Genomic DNA, 15,447 nt, shown 5'->3' on the forward strand with positions numbered 1-15,447 from the left:
ATGCGGACGATCTCGTCCTTGTGCTCCTGGGTGAAATGCCGCCTCTGTCGTGCCAACGGCCTTCCTTTCCGGTTCTCTCCCCAACTCTAGTTGGGGCCCTGTCCGGAAGATCCGGGGCACCTCATGGCGAGCACCTTCGCGGCGCTGCCGCACCGGTTTACCTGCCGGCGCACTGCGGCGGATGCGGCCCCTGGCACGGCCGGACACGGTGCTGCGCTGTCACCGTGACCTCATCGCGGGCCGGTGCGCCGCCCGATCCAGATCCGCGCGGCCGGGCCGTCCACCGACCGTCCGCTCCGTTCGACTGCTGGTGCTTCGCCTGGAGCGGGAGAACCCGAGCGGGGGCTACCGGCGGGTGCACGGCGAGCTGCTGGTGCTCGGCGTCTGCCGCCTGACCTGGGCTGGTTTGGTGGGCGATACTGGGATTGAACCAGTGGCCTCTACCGTGTCAAGGTCGTCCGCGATCATGACTGACCTGCGGCTTTTCGAGATGTCGCAGGTCAGCGGCGGTCGTTGACGCTCGTTGGCACCCGGTCAGGACGGTTCGGGAACCCTCCGTGCTCCCGTTGCTCCCGGTTCAGGGCGGGAGCAACGGGAGCACGATGGGGAGTGGTGTGCGCGGCTCGCGATTTCGTGATGGGTGTTCCGGTCGAAGGATGATCAGCGGCTTGGGCGGGTGTGGGGCCTGTGAAGTCCCTGGAATCGGCGGATTTGACGGAGGTCGTCCGCAGGTGATGCTGCTGGGTGCTGACGTGTTGACGATGGGCAACCAATCGGCGGGGGTGCCGATTGGTTGCCTAACGATGCCGAGCCAGCAGTCGCTGGCCTTCGGGTCCACCCAGGTCTAGCGGATCGCGGGATGGTCGGTGGCCAGCCGGTCGATCAGGGTGGTGCCTGCGATCGAGTCTTGGACGGAGGCGGCGGTGACCAGCACCGCCACTAGCAGTCCGAGGGTGTCGACCACGATGCTGCGCTTGCGGCCGGCGATCTTCTTGGCGGCGTCGATGCTCTGGTCGGCGGCCGGAACTTTGGGTGGAGGTCTTGACGCTCTGGGCGTCGATCACGGTGGCGGAAGACTCGGCGGGGCGGCCTTGGTGGACGCGCACCAGCCGGTGCGGCAACCCGGGCAGTCGGGTGAACAGCTCCTCGTCGCGCCAGGTGCGGAAGTAGCCGTAGACGGTCTGCCAGGGCGGGTAGTCGTGCGGCAGGTAGCGCCAGGGGATGCCGGTGCGGTCGACATACAGGATCGCGTCCATGATGGTGCGCAGATCGTGTTCGGGTGGGCGGCCGATGTCCAGGGCTTGGACGATCCGCGGGCGGTGCACGGTGTTGCCGCGCCCGGCGGCAAGGTCGTCGAACGTCACGGCGTACCCTCTGTGAGACACGTCGGCTGATGTCATCGTTCATGGGAGGCCCCACGAGACCGCATCCCTTGGACTCGCCCGGTGCCCCGCCCGCCATCCCGAGGTCTTGGTCGTCGCCGTCAATTCGGATGCCCTCGCGGCCCTGGATCGGGCGCATTTCGACGATGCGGTGTTCGTCACCCGAGAGGGTTGGGCGCGCGAATCGCCTCAAGGCGCACTCCGAGTCCCGGTGGACCGGGCTACCGAGCCGGCTTCGGTCGACTGTCCCTTCGGGACGGACGCCGGCAGCCACTCCGCGGCGGGTCATGGGTGCCTGGCTGTGGGGCCGCGTGCAATTCTCTGTCGGCCGAACACCGCTGCGGATGACCCTTGAGGGCACACCTCGGTGTTGAGAACCCGGCTCATTGTGCAGTGAGAGTCACCGCGACCTCGGCGCCGTAGAAAACGCCCGCCCGAAGCGCGAGCCACGACCGCGGTGTCCGTGATGACTGCGATGCGGTCACTTCACTTCACTGCGCGACATGGGACGGCGGGCTCGACGCAGTTCGCCTTTGTGACACCCGTTGCAGTGCGCGACCAGAACGCCACATCGCGGGGTGAATGGGCCGCTGTTCCATAGGTGGCACGGAACCCCCTCTGCACGCGATGCGATCGGCACGCATGCTCAGTTGTCTGTCACGGTAGGGAGGGCGCATAGTCCGGTGGCGCGCTGCCACCAATCATGGCGGTCAACAGGGCGCTGCAGTCGAGGGAGCCAGCGACGATCTCATGGAAGCGGTTACGAGGAGTGCGTGGACCGAACCCGCTCACAACGAGCTCAAGAGCGACACATCGGTCGTCACCGAACACCGGAACCTGGATCAGGGTTGCGTGCTCCGCGGGCTCGGGGTGTCGGCAGTATCCGGCGTACTCGGTTGTGAGCGCCTCCCACAACGGTGCGAGCACGGCGCGATCACGGTGCGCGGATGAGACAACGGCGTCGAAGTGCTCACTCATCGTGTGGCCAAAAGAGATCGCGTATCCGTTCTCCCGGACCAGGGCCAGGGTTTCCTCGATGAGTTCGGTGTCGACTCGGCCCATGAGGTGTCGCGCATTCTCGACCCACGTGTGGCGAAGATCGGGGCCGCACCACGCGGCGAACGCCGGCGCCATTGGGGCCGCGAAGGGGAAGCACATGCCGATGTGGGGCGATCGCGCGTCCGCAGCGGTGAGGACGACGACCTCATCGCGGACGACGGTCGACAAAGAACACTCAACGCCAAGATCAGTCGCCAACTGTTCCACGGCGTCCCCGAGCACGGTGGCATGGCGCAGCCGTCCGCCCAAGTCGTCCAAGTCGAACTCCATCCGTGGGATTGTGAACGAGCCGTAGCCGCCGTTAAGGAACAGCAGCGGCATCCCGCCGGTCCGCGGACCCAGACCGAGATCGCTCACTTCCCCGAGTGCCATGACATGGTCGCCCGCAGGCAAGACGCTGTGAACGGTGGCGTCGAACCAGGCCACAGCATCCTTGAGCCGAGGGATGCCGTGCTCGTCGTAGTCCCAGACGTCCCCTGTGAAGCGGTCCTCGACTGCCGACGCAAAGAAGTCGCGGCAGAGGCTCTCGTGTCCCGCTCCGAGGACGGATGCGCGGAAACGGCCGCTTCTTTCGATGTGGGGGAACGTCGTCGAGGTCTTCTGCGCGAGGAAGCCCACCAGCGGCGGGTCCACCGACACCGAGTTGAAGGTACCAACGATCATCCCGACCGGCTGCCCGGCCTGATCGATGCTGGTGATGATGGTGATTCCCGTGGGGTACTGTCCCAGAACCGTGCGCCAGCGCGACTTCGGTGAAGAGGTGCTGGTCGACTGGGTGGCGTTCCGCCCGGTCTGAATTGTCATTGGGACTTCTCCCTTCAGTGGATCCGGTTAGTAGAGCTCGATCTTGAGCTTGTCGGAGAGCGCGCGGGACACGCAGAGTGCGATCTCGTTGCCTGCCGCCTTGTCAGCGGCCGACAGGCAGCTGTCGCGGTGATCTGCCTCGCCCTCGAGGATGCCTGAGACGCAGGAGCCGCAGATCCCCTCTTGGCACGACTTGAAGACCTCGATCCCGTTCTCCTCGAGTACTGACAGGATCGAGCGGTCGGGCGGGATCTGGAAGGTCTCTCCAGACGCGAGCTCGACCGTGAAAGCGCGATCAGCAGTGGTATCGATGTCTTCCGCCACGAAGTGCTCGACGTGGACGTGGTCGGCACCTACGACCGGTGTGAAGACGTTCGTGACCTGGGCCATGAAGCCGTCGGGGCCACAGGTGTACACATAGCTGTCTGCGGTGAGGGTCGTGGTCAGCGGTGTCAGAACGCTCGCGTGCTCTTCGCGGGGCCGACCGATATGCAGTGTGACGTTGTCGCGAAACTCCACACGCTGCTCGAGCAGGTCAGCGAAGGCGACGTCGTCCCGCGATCGGGCAAAGTAGTGCAGCTCGAAATCGGCCCCGCGGCTGTGGAGTTCGTAGGCCATGCTTAGCAGCGGGGTGACGCCGATGCCCCCGGCGACCAGGAGATGTCTGTCCGCGTCGTCGGCGATACGCATCAGGTTGCGAGGTTTCCCGATTTTGAGATGGTCCCCCGCTGAGACCTGGTGCAAGGCCTCCGAGCCGCCTCGGGACAATGCTTCACGCTTGACCGCTATCACGATGGAGGACTGATCGCTCGGGTCACTTGCAACGGAGTATTGCCGCAGCACGCCCGTCGGTCCTGTCACGTCGATGTGAGCACCTGCCGGGAACGGCGGGAACGGCGTCCCATCAAGCGTCTTGAGCCTCAGGGACCGGATCGCGGGGGTCTCGGCGATGACCTCTGCGACTTCCACCGGCAGCGCGTCGCTCACCGCACAGACTTCCTGTCCGCGGCGATGCCGCTGTCCGTGGGTAGCGTCAAGGTGCCGTTCATGTCGTTGTCTCCTGATGTGGTGAGCCGGATCACAAAGATGTTCGGACAGGCACGCCGACGATGCGAAGGCGTGGACCGCTCACCGGACCGTGGGCCCGAACCGTTTCAGCTACTTGTGATGCCATTCGGGTGTCGTCGCCACGGTTCGGCCGTGCCGAACACGCCAGACTTCGTCCCAGGTCGCTCGTCGCCGTCGCGTTCGGCGACCGCCCATGAAGGAGGTCAGCAGTTGTCAGTCTGGAAGTCGTTCCGTCCTCGGGGCACTCCCCATCCGGCCGCGCTCACACTCGCCAATGAGCGGGTCATCTTTGTCTCCGGGATCGGTGGCCACAGGGAGGACGGGACTCTCGGCGAGAGCGCGGCGGAGCAAGCGCGTCAGACCATCGCGAACATTGAGAACCTACTCAAACGTGAGGGGTCGGGTCTCGATGAGGTCGTCTGGATCAGTCCCTATCTGGTCGACATCAATGACATCGATGCACTCACCGCTGCGGTGTCGGAAGCCTTTGGCGACGCTCCGCCCGCGGCCGCGGCGCTGGTCGCCGACGTCCTACTCGCTTCTCCTGACATGAAGGTGGAACTCGAGGCCGTGGCGGTTCGTGGCTCTCGTCGAGAGCTCGTCGAGTCATAGCGACCGTCGCGGGAGTGAGCGTCGCGGTGCCAGATGTAGAGCTGCAAGGTCGACGCCGAGGCCGTGAAACTTGATTCGGGGAACTTTGTTCGACGAGCAGGCCCAGCTTCCGAGGCCTGCGTGGGGCCGCGGCGGCGTTTCATAGCCGCGGCCCCGGGTCGGTCCGAGCCACGGATCTCCACGGGGCCGCTTCCGCTGGCGCAATTCAGGCGCACTCCCACCGGCACCCGCCAAGGTCGCCAGTGGCCCGTACCGAGCCGCACCCGGTACAGCGACGATGACGGCCGGATGAGCCGGATCTCGGCCAGAGGAGCAACAAGGCGGGAGGCTGAGCGCAGCCTCATGACGGTTTCGCCGAGCGGTCGACCTACCGCTCGTCGGGTGAGGTCACGGCCGACAGTTCGTTCACGAGTCTCGTTGAAGGATGGCTCGCAAGTCTCGATCTCGAGGGCAAGCTGCCATCCAGTACCCGGGCGCTGTACGAGCGCAACATACGCCAGCTGGTCAAGGCGGTTTGAGGGGCAACACGCTGCCTGAGAACACTGTGAGCAAGGTCGACCAGTTGATCAAGAAGCTCGCCGTTGTCAACGGCGGCTGAATTCTGACCCTCTGGGGACGGGCGGGTTCCAGGGTGGTTTCGCATGATCGTCGCAACAGCGAGGCTTCATGATTGCAGACGTTCAGCGAACACTGTGGTGGGAGTGCGCCAGCCGAGGATCCGTCGCGGCCGGTGGTTGAGGAGGCCTTCGACGCGTGTGAGGTCGGCTGCGGTGAAGCGGCGCAGGTCAGTGCCCTTCGGGAAGTACTGGCGGAGCAGCCCGTTGGTGTTCTCGTTGGTACCACGCAGCCATGGACTGGCGGGCCGGGCGAAGTAGACGCCGTCGCTGAAGTGCCAGGCGAGCAGGTCGTGCCGTGCCATCTCCGAGCCTTGATCCCAGGTCAGACTCAACCGAGCAGCGTCGGGCAACGTGTCCAGCACGGAGACGACGGCGTCCACGAAGGCCTCGGCGGCGTGGCCGATAGGCAGATGGACAAGGCGCACGTACCGGCTGGTGCGGTCGACCAGGGTCCCGATCGCCGACTTGCTCATCCGCCCGACGATGTAGGGGTCGGACCGGGGCGCGGTTCCAGGGTTTCTCCTGGCCCGTCTCCCCGGCCCGCCCTCCGCACCGGACGAGCGCGTCTCCGCGCATCCGGCGCTCCACGGGCTCTCTGTGTCAGGTGGCGGCGAGGGCCGCCACGATGCCCGTCCATGGTGTGGGGATGTTGTTCGCGCGCCACCGGTAGCGAGTGACCTCGACCTGCATGGTGTCGAACATGACGATCCCCTTCTCCGCCGGTCGGTTGCCCGGCCTGCCGGTCAGGAACTTGCGGTGGAGCTCCTTCCATGTGATCCCGAGGTGTCGTTTGCGCAGCCATGCCGTGACCCGACGCCAGACGTAGGCGTCGAGGTAGTGGAACGTCGCTTTGGACACCCCGTGCCGGAAGTAGGTGCACCATCCCCGCAGCACCGGGTTGAGCTGGCGCAGCAGGGCTTCGAGCGTCAGGTGCCGTGATCTGTTGGTGAGCGCCCGCACCTTCGCCATGATCGAGAGCAGTGCCTTCTTCGATGGGTAGGTGTAGACGGTCTTCCTGCCGGTCCCTGCCTTGGTGCGCCGTTGGATACGGAACCCCAAGAACACGAACCCCTCGTCCAGGTGGACCACGCGGGTCTTGGACTCCGACAGCCGCAGGCCCAAAGGGGCCAGCACGTCGGCGACCTCCTCCCAGAGCGCATCCGCGTGAGCCTTGGAACCGCATACCATGATCGCGAAATCGTCCGCGTAGCGGATGATCCGGTAGTAGGCCCCGCCGTTCTTGCGGTGCTTCTCCCGCTGCCACCGTGTGCCGTGATCGTCCTTGGCGCAGAAAAACTCATCCAGCGCTGACAAAGCGATGTTGGCCAGTAGCGGCGAGGCGATGCCCCCTTGCGGCGTGCCGGACGCCGTCCCCTCGACCTGCCCCGCCTCGGACATGATGCCCGCCTTGAGGAAGGCCTTGACCAGGGCCAGAACCCGCTTGTCCCCGATCCGCCGCCGCACCCGGCCAAGGATCGCCGAATGGGACAACTCGTCGAAGCAAGCCGCGATGTCGGCCTCGAACACCCAGTGATAGTTCCGGGAGCCCAAAGCGTGGATCTCGGCAATCGCGTCCTGAGCCCGGCGCTTCGGGCGGAAGCCGTAGGACACCGGCTTGAAGTCCGCCTCGAAGATCGGTTCCAGCACCAGCACAAGGGCGGCCTGAACGAGCCTGTCCATCGCGGACGGGATGCCCAGACGCCTGAACTTCCCCGGTGACCCGGCCTTGGGAATCATGCGATCCCGGACCGGCAACGGCGTAAACGTGCGGGCCTTCAGCTGCTCGCGCGTATCGTTCAGGAACGCCGTGACCTCGGCCTCACCGCCGATGGCGGCCGGGATCACCCGGTCCACCCCCGGCGACCGTGCGCCCTTGTTGCCGCTCACCCTCGCCCACGCGACCGTGAGGAAGTCGGGGTGATGGATGAGGTTGTACAGATCATCGAACCGGCGACCAGGATCGTTGGTCGCCCACAGGTGCAGCTTGGCCTGCATCCGCCGTACCCGTCGCTCCGCCCAGAACGGGTCGGGCCACGGCTCACCGGTATTCACCAGCGTCTCCGTCCATTGCAGTGTCTCGCTTGCATGAATCCGCTGAACCCCTTCGCCATGTGCACGGGCTTTCCCCGGCTCGGACTACTACGGGTCCTCCGCCCCGCTCCCGGGCCATCGGCGGACAACGCGCCAACCCGCTGCGACCGGCCTGGACGGCCGGGCACGGACGGGAACCCAGGGACGGTTCCCACGTTCACCATGAACCGATCGTCGGGTGAGGTGGCCAGCTATGCCCCTGCGGTATCGCCACGACTACGCCGCAGACCTTCACCGTGGCCTCCCGGCTGGCGACCTGAAACCGGCCCAGGAGTTCCCCGCCCGTGATGACGGGCGGGTGCGCACCGCGATCCAGCCCATATCCACCGGATTTCGAGCTGGCGGGAAACTTAAGGGGCGTGACAGCGCTGGTTCCTCTCGTCCACCTTCCCGTCTCGCTTGCCGGACCCGAGCCATCCGGTAGTGCTGGCCCGTCCCGTCGTTGTCGGGGCTGCTTGCCGGCCTCACCGGCGTCTCCCGGATCGGCCTGCCCCCAGCTTCGTTACGCTGCTGCGACAGCGCAGCGACGGAGTCCTTTCACCTCCGCTCGGTTGCATGGCGCCTCGTGGCGCTCCAGATCACCTTCCCAGTCCCCGATCCGGCTGCGGAGCTCGACCACGGGTGGGCGAGCATCGATCAGCACCGCGGGAGAGATGAAGCGGATCTGGCGCTGATCGGTCCGCCGGCGGCGCTTGCGCAGCGGCCGCCCGGTACGCAATCGCTGAGTGAGTGTCCTGCTCAGGCCGCCTTTCCCGCCGTAGTAGAGGGCTTGGTAGATGGTCTCGTGACAGACGTGCCACCCGGGCTTGTCGGGGTGTTCAGCCCTCAGCCAGGCGGCGATCTGCTGCGGACTCCATTCCAGCTCCAGCTTCTCCTGCACCACGGCGCGCAGCCCGTCGTCGCGCACGAGCTTGCCGGCACGTTCACGGCGTGCGTTGCCTCGGGCACGGGCGTGCGCCAGGTCGGCGTCGTAGATGCCCTGGTCGTGCGGACGCATGTTGCGCTTCAGCTCCCGCGAAACCGTCGACGGTTCCCGGCCCAGCCGACGTGCGATCTCGCGCACCCCATGGCCACGCTCGCGCAGTGTGGCGATCCTCTGCCGCTCCAGCAGCGACAGGTACCGAGACGACCGGGACCCCTCGGCCACCCGGGCCGGGGGGATGCCGCCCCGCTCGGCCCGCCACCGGTATCCGGTCTTGCGGCCAATCCCCACCTGGCGGCACGCCTCAGCCGTCCCGACACCGGCGAGGATCAACTTCCAGTACTCGTCCTCTAGCTCCAGCTGCCGCTTGCGTCCCCGTCGTCCCAACTCCACACCCCTTCACATACCAGGAGTGTTGCGACAAGTACTGGAACCCGCCCGTCGCCTGGGGGTCAGTTTTCACCCGTCGTCGAGTGCGCCGTGAGGTGCTGTTGATTCGAGTGGAGGTGAGAGACCTTCACCGCCTTCCCTGTCGCAGCGGGGAGGTGGAGTTGAGGGCAGCCTGATCCGGGTGGTGCCGGGGAGGGCGGCAAGCGGCCCTGACAAAGCCGGGACGTGTCAGTACCGCCAGATGGGGCGGGTCCGGCGAACGTGACGGAAAGGAGTACGCAAGGAACCGGCGTTTACGTCTCTCAAGCGTGTACCGGCTCAAAATCTGGTGGATAGGGGCCGGGAGCGGTGCGCACCCGCCTTCGGGCGGGGAACTCCTGGGCCGGTCTTCGGCGGCCGGCCGGGAGACCACGGTGAAGTGCTGCGGGGTAACCGTGGTGATGCCGCAGGGACCGAGCCGGACTCCTCCTTCGTCGAGCGAATCACAGTGAACACGGGAACCGCCCTGGTCCTGCCCGTCCGCTGCGCCTCCAGTGCGGTGGTCGGGCTGGGTGCACCGACCGCCGACCGGTCCAGGGCGGGGCGGAGCCGCCGTAGTACTCCGAGGGCAGGAGAGCTGGCCACATGGGGAAGGGCGGCAGCGGTTTCGAGAAGGGACGGATGCTGCAATGCCGAAAGACGCGCCGCCGAACGGCGGCGCCCACGATGACGCCCCTGCGGGGTCGTGGTCGCGGGTATCGGAGATGCAGGCCAAGCTTCACCGTTGGGCGGCGGCCGATCCCGGCCGCAGGTTCGACGATGTGTTCAACTTCGTGCACGACCCGGCGACGCTGATCGTGGCGTTCGACCGGGTCGCGGGCAACACCGGATCCCGAACTCCCGGCGTCGATGGCCTGACGGTCACCAATGTCGAGGAGCGCATCGGGGTCCTGGGGTTCCTGGACGACCTGCGAACCAGCCTCAAAGACGGTTCGTTCCGGCCCTTGCCGGTGCGGGAGCGCACGATCCCCAAACCGGGCGGGTCGGGCAAGGTCCGCAGTCTCGGGATTCCCACGGTCGCGGACCGGGTCGTGCAGGCGGCGCTGAAGCTGGTGCTGGAACCGATCTTCGAGGCCGACTTTCAGCCGGTCTCCTACGGGTTCCGGCCCAAGCGGCGGGCACACGACGCCATCGCCGAGATCCAGCGTTACGGCACCAAGCAATACCGCTGGGTGCTGGACGCCGACATCGAGGCGTGCTTTGACTCCATCTCCCACTCGACCCTGATGGACCGGGTGCGGGCCAGGGTCAAGGACAAGCGGGTGCTCGCGCTGGTCAAAGCGTTCTGCAAGGCCGGGATCCTCACCGAACTCGGCCAGCACCAGAACACCTACGCCGGCACACCGCAAGGGGCCATCCTGTCCCCGCTGCTGGCCAACATCGCCCTGTCGGTGCTCGATGAGCACCTGCACGGGCCCTGGCGGCCGGGCGGGGCCATGAGCACCCCGAGCCGACGCGCCAGACGCCGCGCCAAGGGCCTGCCGAACTGGCGGATCGTCCGCTACGCCGACGATTTCGTCGTGCTCGTGCACGGCACCCGCGGCGACGTCCACGCCCTGCGCGAAGACATCGCTGATGTGCTCGCACCGCTGGGCCTTCGGCTCTCACAAGCCAAGACCCGCATCGCGCACATGAGCGAGGCGTTCGACTTCCTTGGGTTCCGCATCCAGTGGCGCCGCAAGCGAGGCACGAACAAGTGGTACGTCTACACCTTCATCGCCGACCGGCCCGTCCGGTCGTTGAAGGACAAGATCCGTGCCCTGACACACAGGCTGTCCCAACAGCGTCCCAGGGACGTGCTGATCAAGCTGAACCAGATCATGCGCGGCTGGGCCAACTACTTCCGGCACGCGGTCTGCAAACACACCCTGGACTCCCTGGAGAACTTCGTCTGGCACCGGGTGGTCCGCTGGTGGATGCACCTGCACCGCTGGAAATGGAAGGACGTCCGCCGACGCCTCACCGGCCCCACCGGCCGATGGCGCAGACCCACCGCGGACGGGATCGAACTGTTCAACATCGCCTCGGTCCCGGTCACCCGATACCGATACCGAGGCAGCAAGATCCCCAACCCCTGGACCACACCCAACCACACCTGACGGCAGAAGCCGTGGAGAGCCCGTTGCCGAGAGATCGGCACGGCGGGTTCGGCGAGCGGCCTGGGGAAACGGACCAAGAGCAATCCCGGCACCGCGCCCCAGGCCGACTCAACCAGCCGTGACGAAGAAAAGCCGGGCAGGCGCACACCGTGCTGAGCCTCACCCTCGGATTCGCCGTCCTCTACGACGCGCAGCGGAAGACCCCCGGCCGCGACATCGCTCGGATGCGCAAGTCCCCGAAGCAGGCGATGGCGCTGACATCGGCCAGGTCGAGGCAATTAGAGTGGGGCCGTGCGCGGCTGGCTCCGAGGCCCCGGATTCTCGGGTCCACCGCCGGACGGCTAACTGGAGCAGATCATCGAGGTCATGCTCGGCACCTCGGCATCACCCGAAGACGATGACGTCGACACGGACCGTGTCGGTGCTTTCGTTCACCACTGAGGTGCTGCGACGGCGCCTGGTGAACTGGTCTCCGAGGACCCGAGCACCCGATCTTCTTCAGTCGCAACGGCACGCCGCGAACGACCAACGACATCCGCCGTCGCCTGGAGCCAACCGGCAGCTGCGAGCGTCGGTTCACTGACCGGGCCACAGGCTCCGGAGCCGGCTGCCCGCTCAGCAAGACTGGCCGCTCAGCCGCCACTCCTAGTCGGTCAGGGGACACAAGTTAGCCATGACAGGCGTTGAGATGAAGTACGGATATGCGGACACCGCCTTGGGGCAGTTGCACTACGTGGAAGCGGGCCAGGGAGAGCCGATCATCGTCCTGCACCAGACGCCGCGGTCCCTTGACGAGTTCGCCGAGCTGGTTCCACTGCTGGCGCCCTCGCGCAGGGTCATCGCCATGGACATGTACGGCTTCGGGATGTCGGCCAAGCCCGATCCGTCCGAGCCGCAGACGATCGAGATGTACGCCACGGGCGTGCTGGCGCTGGCCGACGCTCTCGAGCTGGAGAAGTTCGCGGTCCTTGGCCATCACACCGGCTCTTTCGTCGCCTCAGAGGTCGCCTCGAGGGCGCCCGAGCGCGTCACCGCCGCGGTTCTGTCCGCCGGTGAGTACATGGATGCGGCGACCCGCGCGGCCGAGAGCGAGCCGAAGGTGGACACCGCCACTACCCAGGAGGATGGCAGCCACCTGGTCCAGTTCTGGCAGGACCGGTACCCGGCCTACCCGGTGGGCCGTCCGGACATCCTCAACCGGTTCGTCCGCGACGTTCTCGCTCCGGGACTCGACCCGAAGAATGGGCACCTGGCATGTAGCCGCTACATGATGGAGGAGCGCGTCGGCCTGGTCACCTGCCCGATCCTGATCGTTGCTGCAACAGAGGACCCGGTGTCCTACCCGCACACCGAGCGGTTGCAGAACGGGTACCCGAACGCAAAGTCCGTCCAGGTGGCGGAGATCGTCGGCGGGCACGTGCCGCTCATGGAGGAACGTGCAGAGGACGTAGCACAGGTTGTTCTGGCCTTCCTGGCCGGCGTCGTTGCATAGAACCACCCTTAGCGATTTCGGAAGGGCGCCCCGGGATCGGGGCGCCCTCCCGGCGTTGTGGGCGAGTGTGCCTCAGACAGCCATCTGGGGACGGTTCTGTTGCCACGGGCGAGCGGTCTCGAAGGCCCGAGCGGACGCCAGGACGGTGGCGTCCGTGAGGTGGCGACCCGCGATCTGGAGGCCGACCGGCCGGCCGTCGGAGGTGAATCCTGCCGGGACGCTGATCGCCGGCATCGGCAGCATGTTGAACGGGTAGGTGAGCAGCCAGCCAAGGATTTGCTCACGGACCGACGGGCCGACCCACGACGGCGCGAACTGGCTGAGCGGGAACGCCGCGCTCGTCAGCGTGGGTGAGAGCAGGAGGTCGAAGTCCTGCATGAAGGTTTCGAAGGCGTCGTACGCCATTCCCCGCAGAACGTCGGCACGACCGAAGTCCACCTCGGTGAGCTTCTCGGAGGCGAGCACCAACTCGATGAGGTTGTCGTCGACCTCGCCACGGAAACTGCGCCAGTCGGCGGCGTCGCGCAGGCCGGCGTACCCGGGAACCCAGACTCCCTCCCACATCGCCTTCTCGAGGTCGTGCCACGGCGGGGTGGCCTCCACCACCGAGGCACCCAGCTCGGAGAAGGCCTCCGCCGCCGCCCGCACCACCGAGGCGACCTCGGGGTCGATGTGGTAACCGGTGCCCAGGTCGGGAGAGTAGGCGATCCGCAGCCGCTCGGGGGTCTGTCGGACCGCGGAGGCGATCGCCGGCTCCGCGGGCAGGCTGAGGAAGTCGCTGGAGTCCGGGCCGGTCACGACGTCGTACATCAGCGCGGCGTCGTCGACCGTGCGGGTCAGGGGACCGTGGAAGAGGTTGGTCGCCGAACGGGAGAGGGTGATCCGCTGAGGGATCCGGCCCAGCGAAGGCTTGAACCCTACGACACCGCAAAGGGAAGCCGGGATGCGTACTGACCCGCCCCCGTCGGTGCCCTGCGAGAGCGGCGACAGACCGGCAGCGACCGCAGCCGCGGCGCCGCCGCTCGAGCCGCCGGCAGTGTGGTCATGCGCCCACGGATTGTGCGTCGGGCCGTACAGGTGGCTGTTTGTTCCGCCGTAGTAGCCGGCTTCGGGGGCGTTGGTCAGTCCGAGGAATAGGCCGCCTGCCTCGCGCATGCGGTGCGCTACGACCTCGTCGCGCTCCGCCATGCGGCCCACGAAGGGCTTTAGTGACAGCGTGGCCGGCAGGCCCGCGACATCTGTGAGGCACTTGATCGAATAGGGCACACCATGGAGGGGACCCAGGTCCTCACCTCGCCCGCGGCGGGCATCGAGTTCGGCTGCATCCGCGAGGACCGTGGACCGGTCGAAGTACACATAGGCATTGAGCTGGGGGTTCAGGGCCTCGATCCGGTCGGCGAAGACTGTCGCGACTTCGACGGCGGAGACGTCACCGGCAACCAAGAGGTCACGAAGCTCGGTGGCTTGGGCCCAAGCGATGTCGTCAGCATTCATTCGGTGGCTTCTCCTCGTTGGACGCCAGTGGATTGGTTGTGACCTAGTGCACGGCGGGGAGGCTCCATGACATCGGGGTCGGACAAGCTCGCCGCGTGCATCATCAAAATCGCACGCGCGGATTCACTGTTCAGACCCATCGGTCCGGCCAGCGAACCGGCGTCTCTGTCCTTCGGAGCCGCGATGGTTTGATCGGGCCCACGATCAGGAACGGCAACCGAAAGTGAGCGCGCGATGAAGATTGGCATGATCTCCGAGAGTCAGGTCAACAAGGGGATGTCCTTCGGTGTCCGTTTGCGTGAGGTCCTCAAGGAGCTCACATTCGCCGAGGAGATGGGGTTCGACTTCGCGGGCACCTCCGAGCAGCACTTCATGGACGGCCAGTGGGCCGTCTCGGCGCCCGAGATCGTCCTGACCGCGCTGGCGGAGCGGACGAGCAGCATCAAGTTGCGCTACATGGCGTGCGTCGCGTTGGGATTCAACCACCCGGTCCGTGCGGCGGAGCGGTTCGCGACCCAGGACATTCTTGCTCCGGGTCGGCTCGAGGTCGCGACCGCGCGATCGAACAACGCTGTCTACCAGCGCGGCTTCGGTGTCAACCCGGCGACGACCAGCGAGGAGCAGCAGGAATGGCTCGAGGTTGTCATCCGCTCGCTCCTGGAGCCCGAGGTCGAGGTCCACGGGAAGTTCTTCGACGTCGGTCCGGTGACGGTGACCCCGCCGCTCGAGCGCAAGACCCCTCTGCCGTTCTACATGACCACCACGAGTCCGGCGAGCCACACCGTCGCTGGCAAGCTGGGCCTGGGCTGTATGACAGCTGATACGTTCATGGGCTGGGAGTTTCAGCAGCAGCTCGTCGACGCCTACAAGAACGGCTTCGCCCAGGCCAAGCCGATCGGTGGTCTGTACGAGCCGACCTACGCGCTGTGCGGGTTCACTTTCCCGGCGTACTGCGCGGCCACCCGCCAGGAGGCGTTCGACCACGCCCGGGTGAACTCCCTGGGCCTGATCAACCACGTTATCGAGCTGGCCGAGGGTCTGTCCGGGACCGGCGCTCCGGGCTACCAGTATTGGGGTGAGCTCGCCGAGAACCTGCACAAGCACGGCCACGACCTCGACTACGTAGAGAAGAGCACACCGATGCTCATGCTCGGCACCCCCGACGACTTCATCGAGAAGATCAAGCGGCTGGAGGAGATGGGCATGACTGAGGTCGTGCTGAAGCTCGACGGGTTCGGTCACGCCCGCACTATGCGTGCCATCGAGATGGTCGGCAAGTACGTCATCCCCGAATTCAAGGCCCGCCAGGGCTCGATTCCGCCGAGTGCCCTGGAGCGCGTTGGCATCGAGGGCGTCGAGACTTTCCAGCTCTGATCAC

At 66.4% G+C, this 15,447-nt stretch carries 10 protein-coding genes and 2 pseudogenes; 4 read left to right on the plus strand and 8 right to left on the minus strand.

Annotated elements, in window-relative coordinates; all coding sequences use genetic code 11:
• Positions 1 to 797: 797 nt before the first annotated feature.
• From ACTWPP_RS41970 to ACTWPP_RS41980, 3 genes are all read right to left on the minus strand, one after another.
• Entirely contained in the window at positions 798 to 1,364 is a 567-nt protein-coding gene (locus tag ACTWPP_RS41970; RefSeq protein WP_443110055.1) for a transposase, read from the minus strand.
• 675 nt (positions 1,365 to 2,039) lie between these two features.
• The gene (locus ACTWPP_RS41975; RefSeq protein ID WP_443110056.1) at positions 2,040 to 3,245 is read right to left on the minus strand and encodes a flavin reductase family protein; all 1,206 of its coding nucleotides are present in this window, start codon (positions 3,243 to 3,245) and stop codon (positions 2,040 to 2,042) included.
• Positions 3,246 to 3,272: 27 nt separating this feature from the next.
• The gene (locus tag ACTWPP_RS41980) at positions 3,273 to 4,232 is read right to left on the minus strand and encodes a PDR/VanB family oxidoreductase (RefSeq protein WP_443110057.1); all 960 of its coding nucleotides are present in this window, start codon (positions 4,230 to 4,232) and stop codon (positions 3,273 to 3,275) included.
• A gap of 24 nt (positions 4,233 to 4,256) precedes the next feature.
• Between ACTWPP_RS41980 and ACTWPP_RS41985 the strand changes: the two genes are divergently transcribed.
• On the plus strand, positions 4,257 to 4,925 hold the full coding sequence (locus tag ACTWPP_RS41985) for a RidA family protein (protein WP_443110058.1): 669 nt from the start codon (positions 4,257 to 4,259) through the stop codon (positions 4,923 to 4,925).
• A gap of 664 nt (positions 4,926 to 5,589) precedes the next feature.
• Here ACTWPP_RS41985 and ACTWPP_RS41990 read toward each other — a convergent pair.
• The 3 genes and pseudogenes from ACTWPP_RS41990 to ACTWPP_RS42000 all read right to left on the minus strand — a co-directional run.
• Positions 5,590 to 6,027, minus strand: a pseudogene (locus ACTWPP_RS41990) (IS30 family transposase); the annotation flags it as partial.
• A 115-nt stretch (positions 6,028 to 6,142) separates the two neighbouring features.
• Positions 6,143 to 7,594 (minus strand): group II intron reverse transcriptase/maturase, encoded by a 1,452-nt coding sequence (gene ltrA, locus ACTWPP_RS41995; RefSeq protein WP_443110059.1) that lies wholly within the window; start codon positions 7,592 to 7,594, stop codon positions 6,143 to 6,145.
• A gap of 613 nt (positions 7,595 to 8,207) precedes the next feature.
• Positions 8,208 to 8,948, minus strand: a pseudogene (locus tag ACTWPP_RS42000) (IS30 family transposase); the annotation flags it as partial.
• Positions 8,949 to 9,613: 665 nt separating this feature from the next.
• Between ACTWPP_RS42000 and ltrA (ACTWPP_RS42005) the strand changes: the two are divergent.
• Together ltrA (ACTWPP_RS42005) and ACTWPP_RS42010 are read left to right on the plus strand one after the other, a co-directional pair.
• The gene (gene ltrA / locus ACTWPP_RS42005) at positions 9,614 to 11,083 is read left to right on the plus strand and encodes a group II intron reverse transcriptase/maturase (protein WP_443110060.1); all 1,470 of its coding nucleotides are present in this window, start codon (positions 9,614 to 9,616) and stop codon (positions 11,081 to 11,083) included.
• A 673-nt stretch (positions 11,084 to 11,756) separates the two neighbouring features.
• Entirely contained in the window at positions 11,757 to 12,575 is an 819-nt protein-coding gene (locus ACTWPP_RS42010) for an alpha/beta fold hydrolase (RefSeq protein WP_443110061.1), read from the plus strand.
• Between the two features lie 72 nt (positions 12,576 to 12,647).
• On the opposite strand, the gene ACTWPP_RS42015 is transcribed toward ACTWPP_RS42010, so the two are convergent.
• Both ACTWPP_RS42015 and ACTWPP_RS42020 read right to left on the minus strand, forming a co-directional pair.
• Positions 12,648 to 14,069 carry an amidase gene (locus ACTWPP_RS42015; protein ID WP_443110062.1) on the minus strand — a complete coding sequence of 474 codons (1,422 nt, stop codon included), beginning with the start codon at positions 14,067 to 14,069 and terminating at the stop codon, positions 12,648 to 12,650.
• Entirely contained in the window at positions 14,066 to 14,317 is a 252-nt protein-coding gene (locus ACTWPP_RS42020; RefSeq protein ID WP_443110063.1) for a hypothetical protein, read from the minus strand. Before ACTWPP_RS42020 ends, ACTWPP_RS42015 begins: the two co-directional genes overlap by 4 nt.
• Here ACTWPP_RS42020 and ACTWPP_RS42025 point away from each other — a divergent pair.
• Positions 14,304 to 15,443 carry an LLM class flavin-dependent oxidoreductase gene (locus tag ACTWPP_RS42025; RefSeq protein ID WP_443110064.1) on the plus strand — a complete coding sequence of 380 codons (1,140 nt, stop codon included), beginning with the start codon at positions 14,304 to 14,306 and terminating at the stop codon, positions 15,441 to 15,443. The two genes, ACTWPP_RS42020 and ACTWPP_RS42025, sit on opposite strands and share 14 nt — an antisense overlap.
• Positions 15,444 to 15,447: the final 4 nt, after the last annotated feature.

It is taken from the genome of Actinomadura sp. 3N407 (assembly GCF_052245875.1).
In the GTDB taxonomy this organism is placed as follows: Bacteria; Actinomycetota; Actinomycetes; order Streptosporangiales; family Streptosporangiaceae; genus Spirillospora.

What these genes read in the sequence shown, in the direction of transcription:
- ACTWPP_RS41975 (WP_443110056.1), bottom strand. Translation starts at nt 3,245, where the DNA reads ATGACAATTCAGACCGGGCGGAACGCCACCCAGTCGACCAGCACCTCT.
- ACTWPP_RS41985 (WP_443110058.1), top strand. Translation starts at nt 4,257, where the DNA reads ATGCCGCTGTCCGTGGGTAGCGTCAAGGTGCCGTTCATGTCGTTGTCT.
- ltrA (WP_443110060.1), top strand. Translation starts at nt 9,614, where the DNA reads ATGCCGAAAGACGCGCCGCCGAACGGCGGCGCCCACGATGACGCCCCT.
- ACTWPP_RS42010 (WP_443110061.1), top strand. Translation starts at nt 11,757, where the DNA reads ATGACAGGCGTTGAGATGAAGTACGGATATGCGGACACCGCCTTGGGG.
- ACTWPP_RS42015 (WP_443110062.1), bottom strand. Translation starts at nt 14,069, where the DNA reads ATGAATGCTGACGACATCGCTTGGGCCCAAGCCACCGAGCTTCGTGAC.
- ACTWPP_RS42025 (WP_443110064.1), top strand. Translation starts at nt 14,304, where the DNA reads ATGAAGATTGGCATGATCTCCGAGAGTCAGGTCAACAAGGGGATGTCC.
- ACTWPP_RS42020 (WP_443110063.1), bottom strand. Translation starts at nt 14,317, where the DNA reads ATGCCAATCTTCATCGCGCGCTCACTTTCGGTTGCCGTTCCTGATCGT.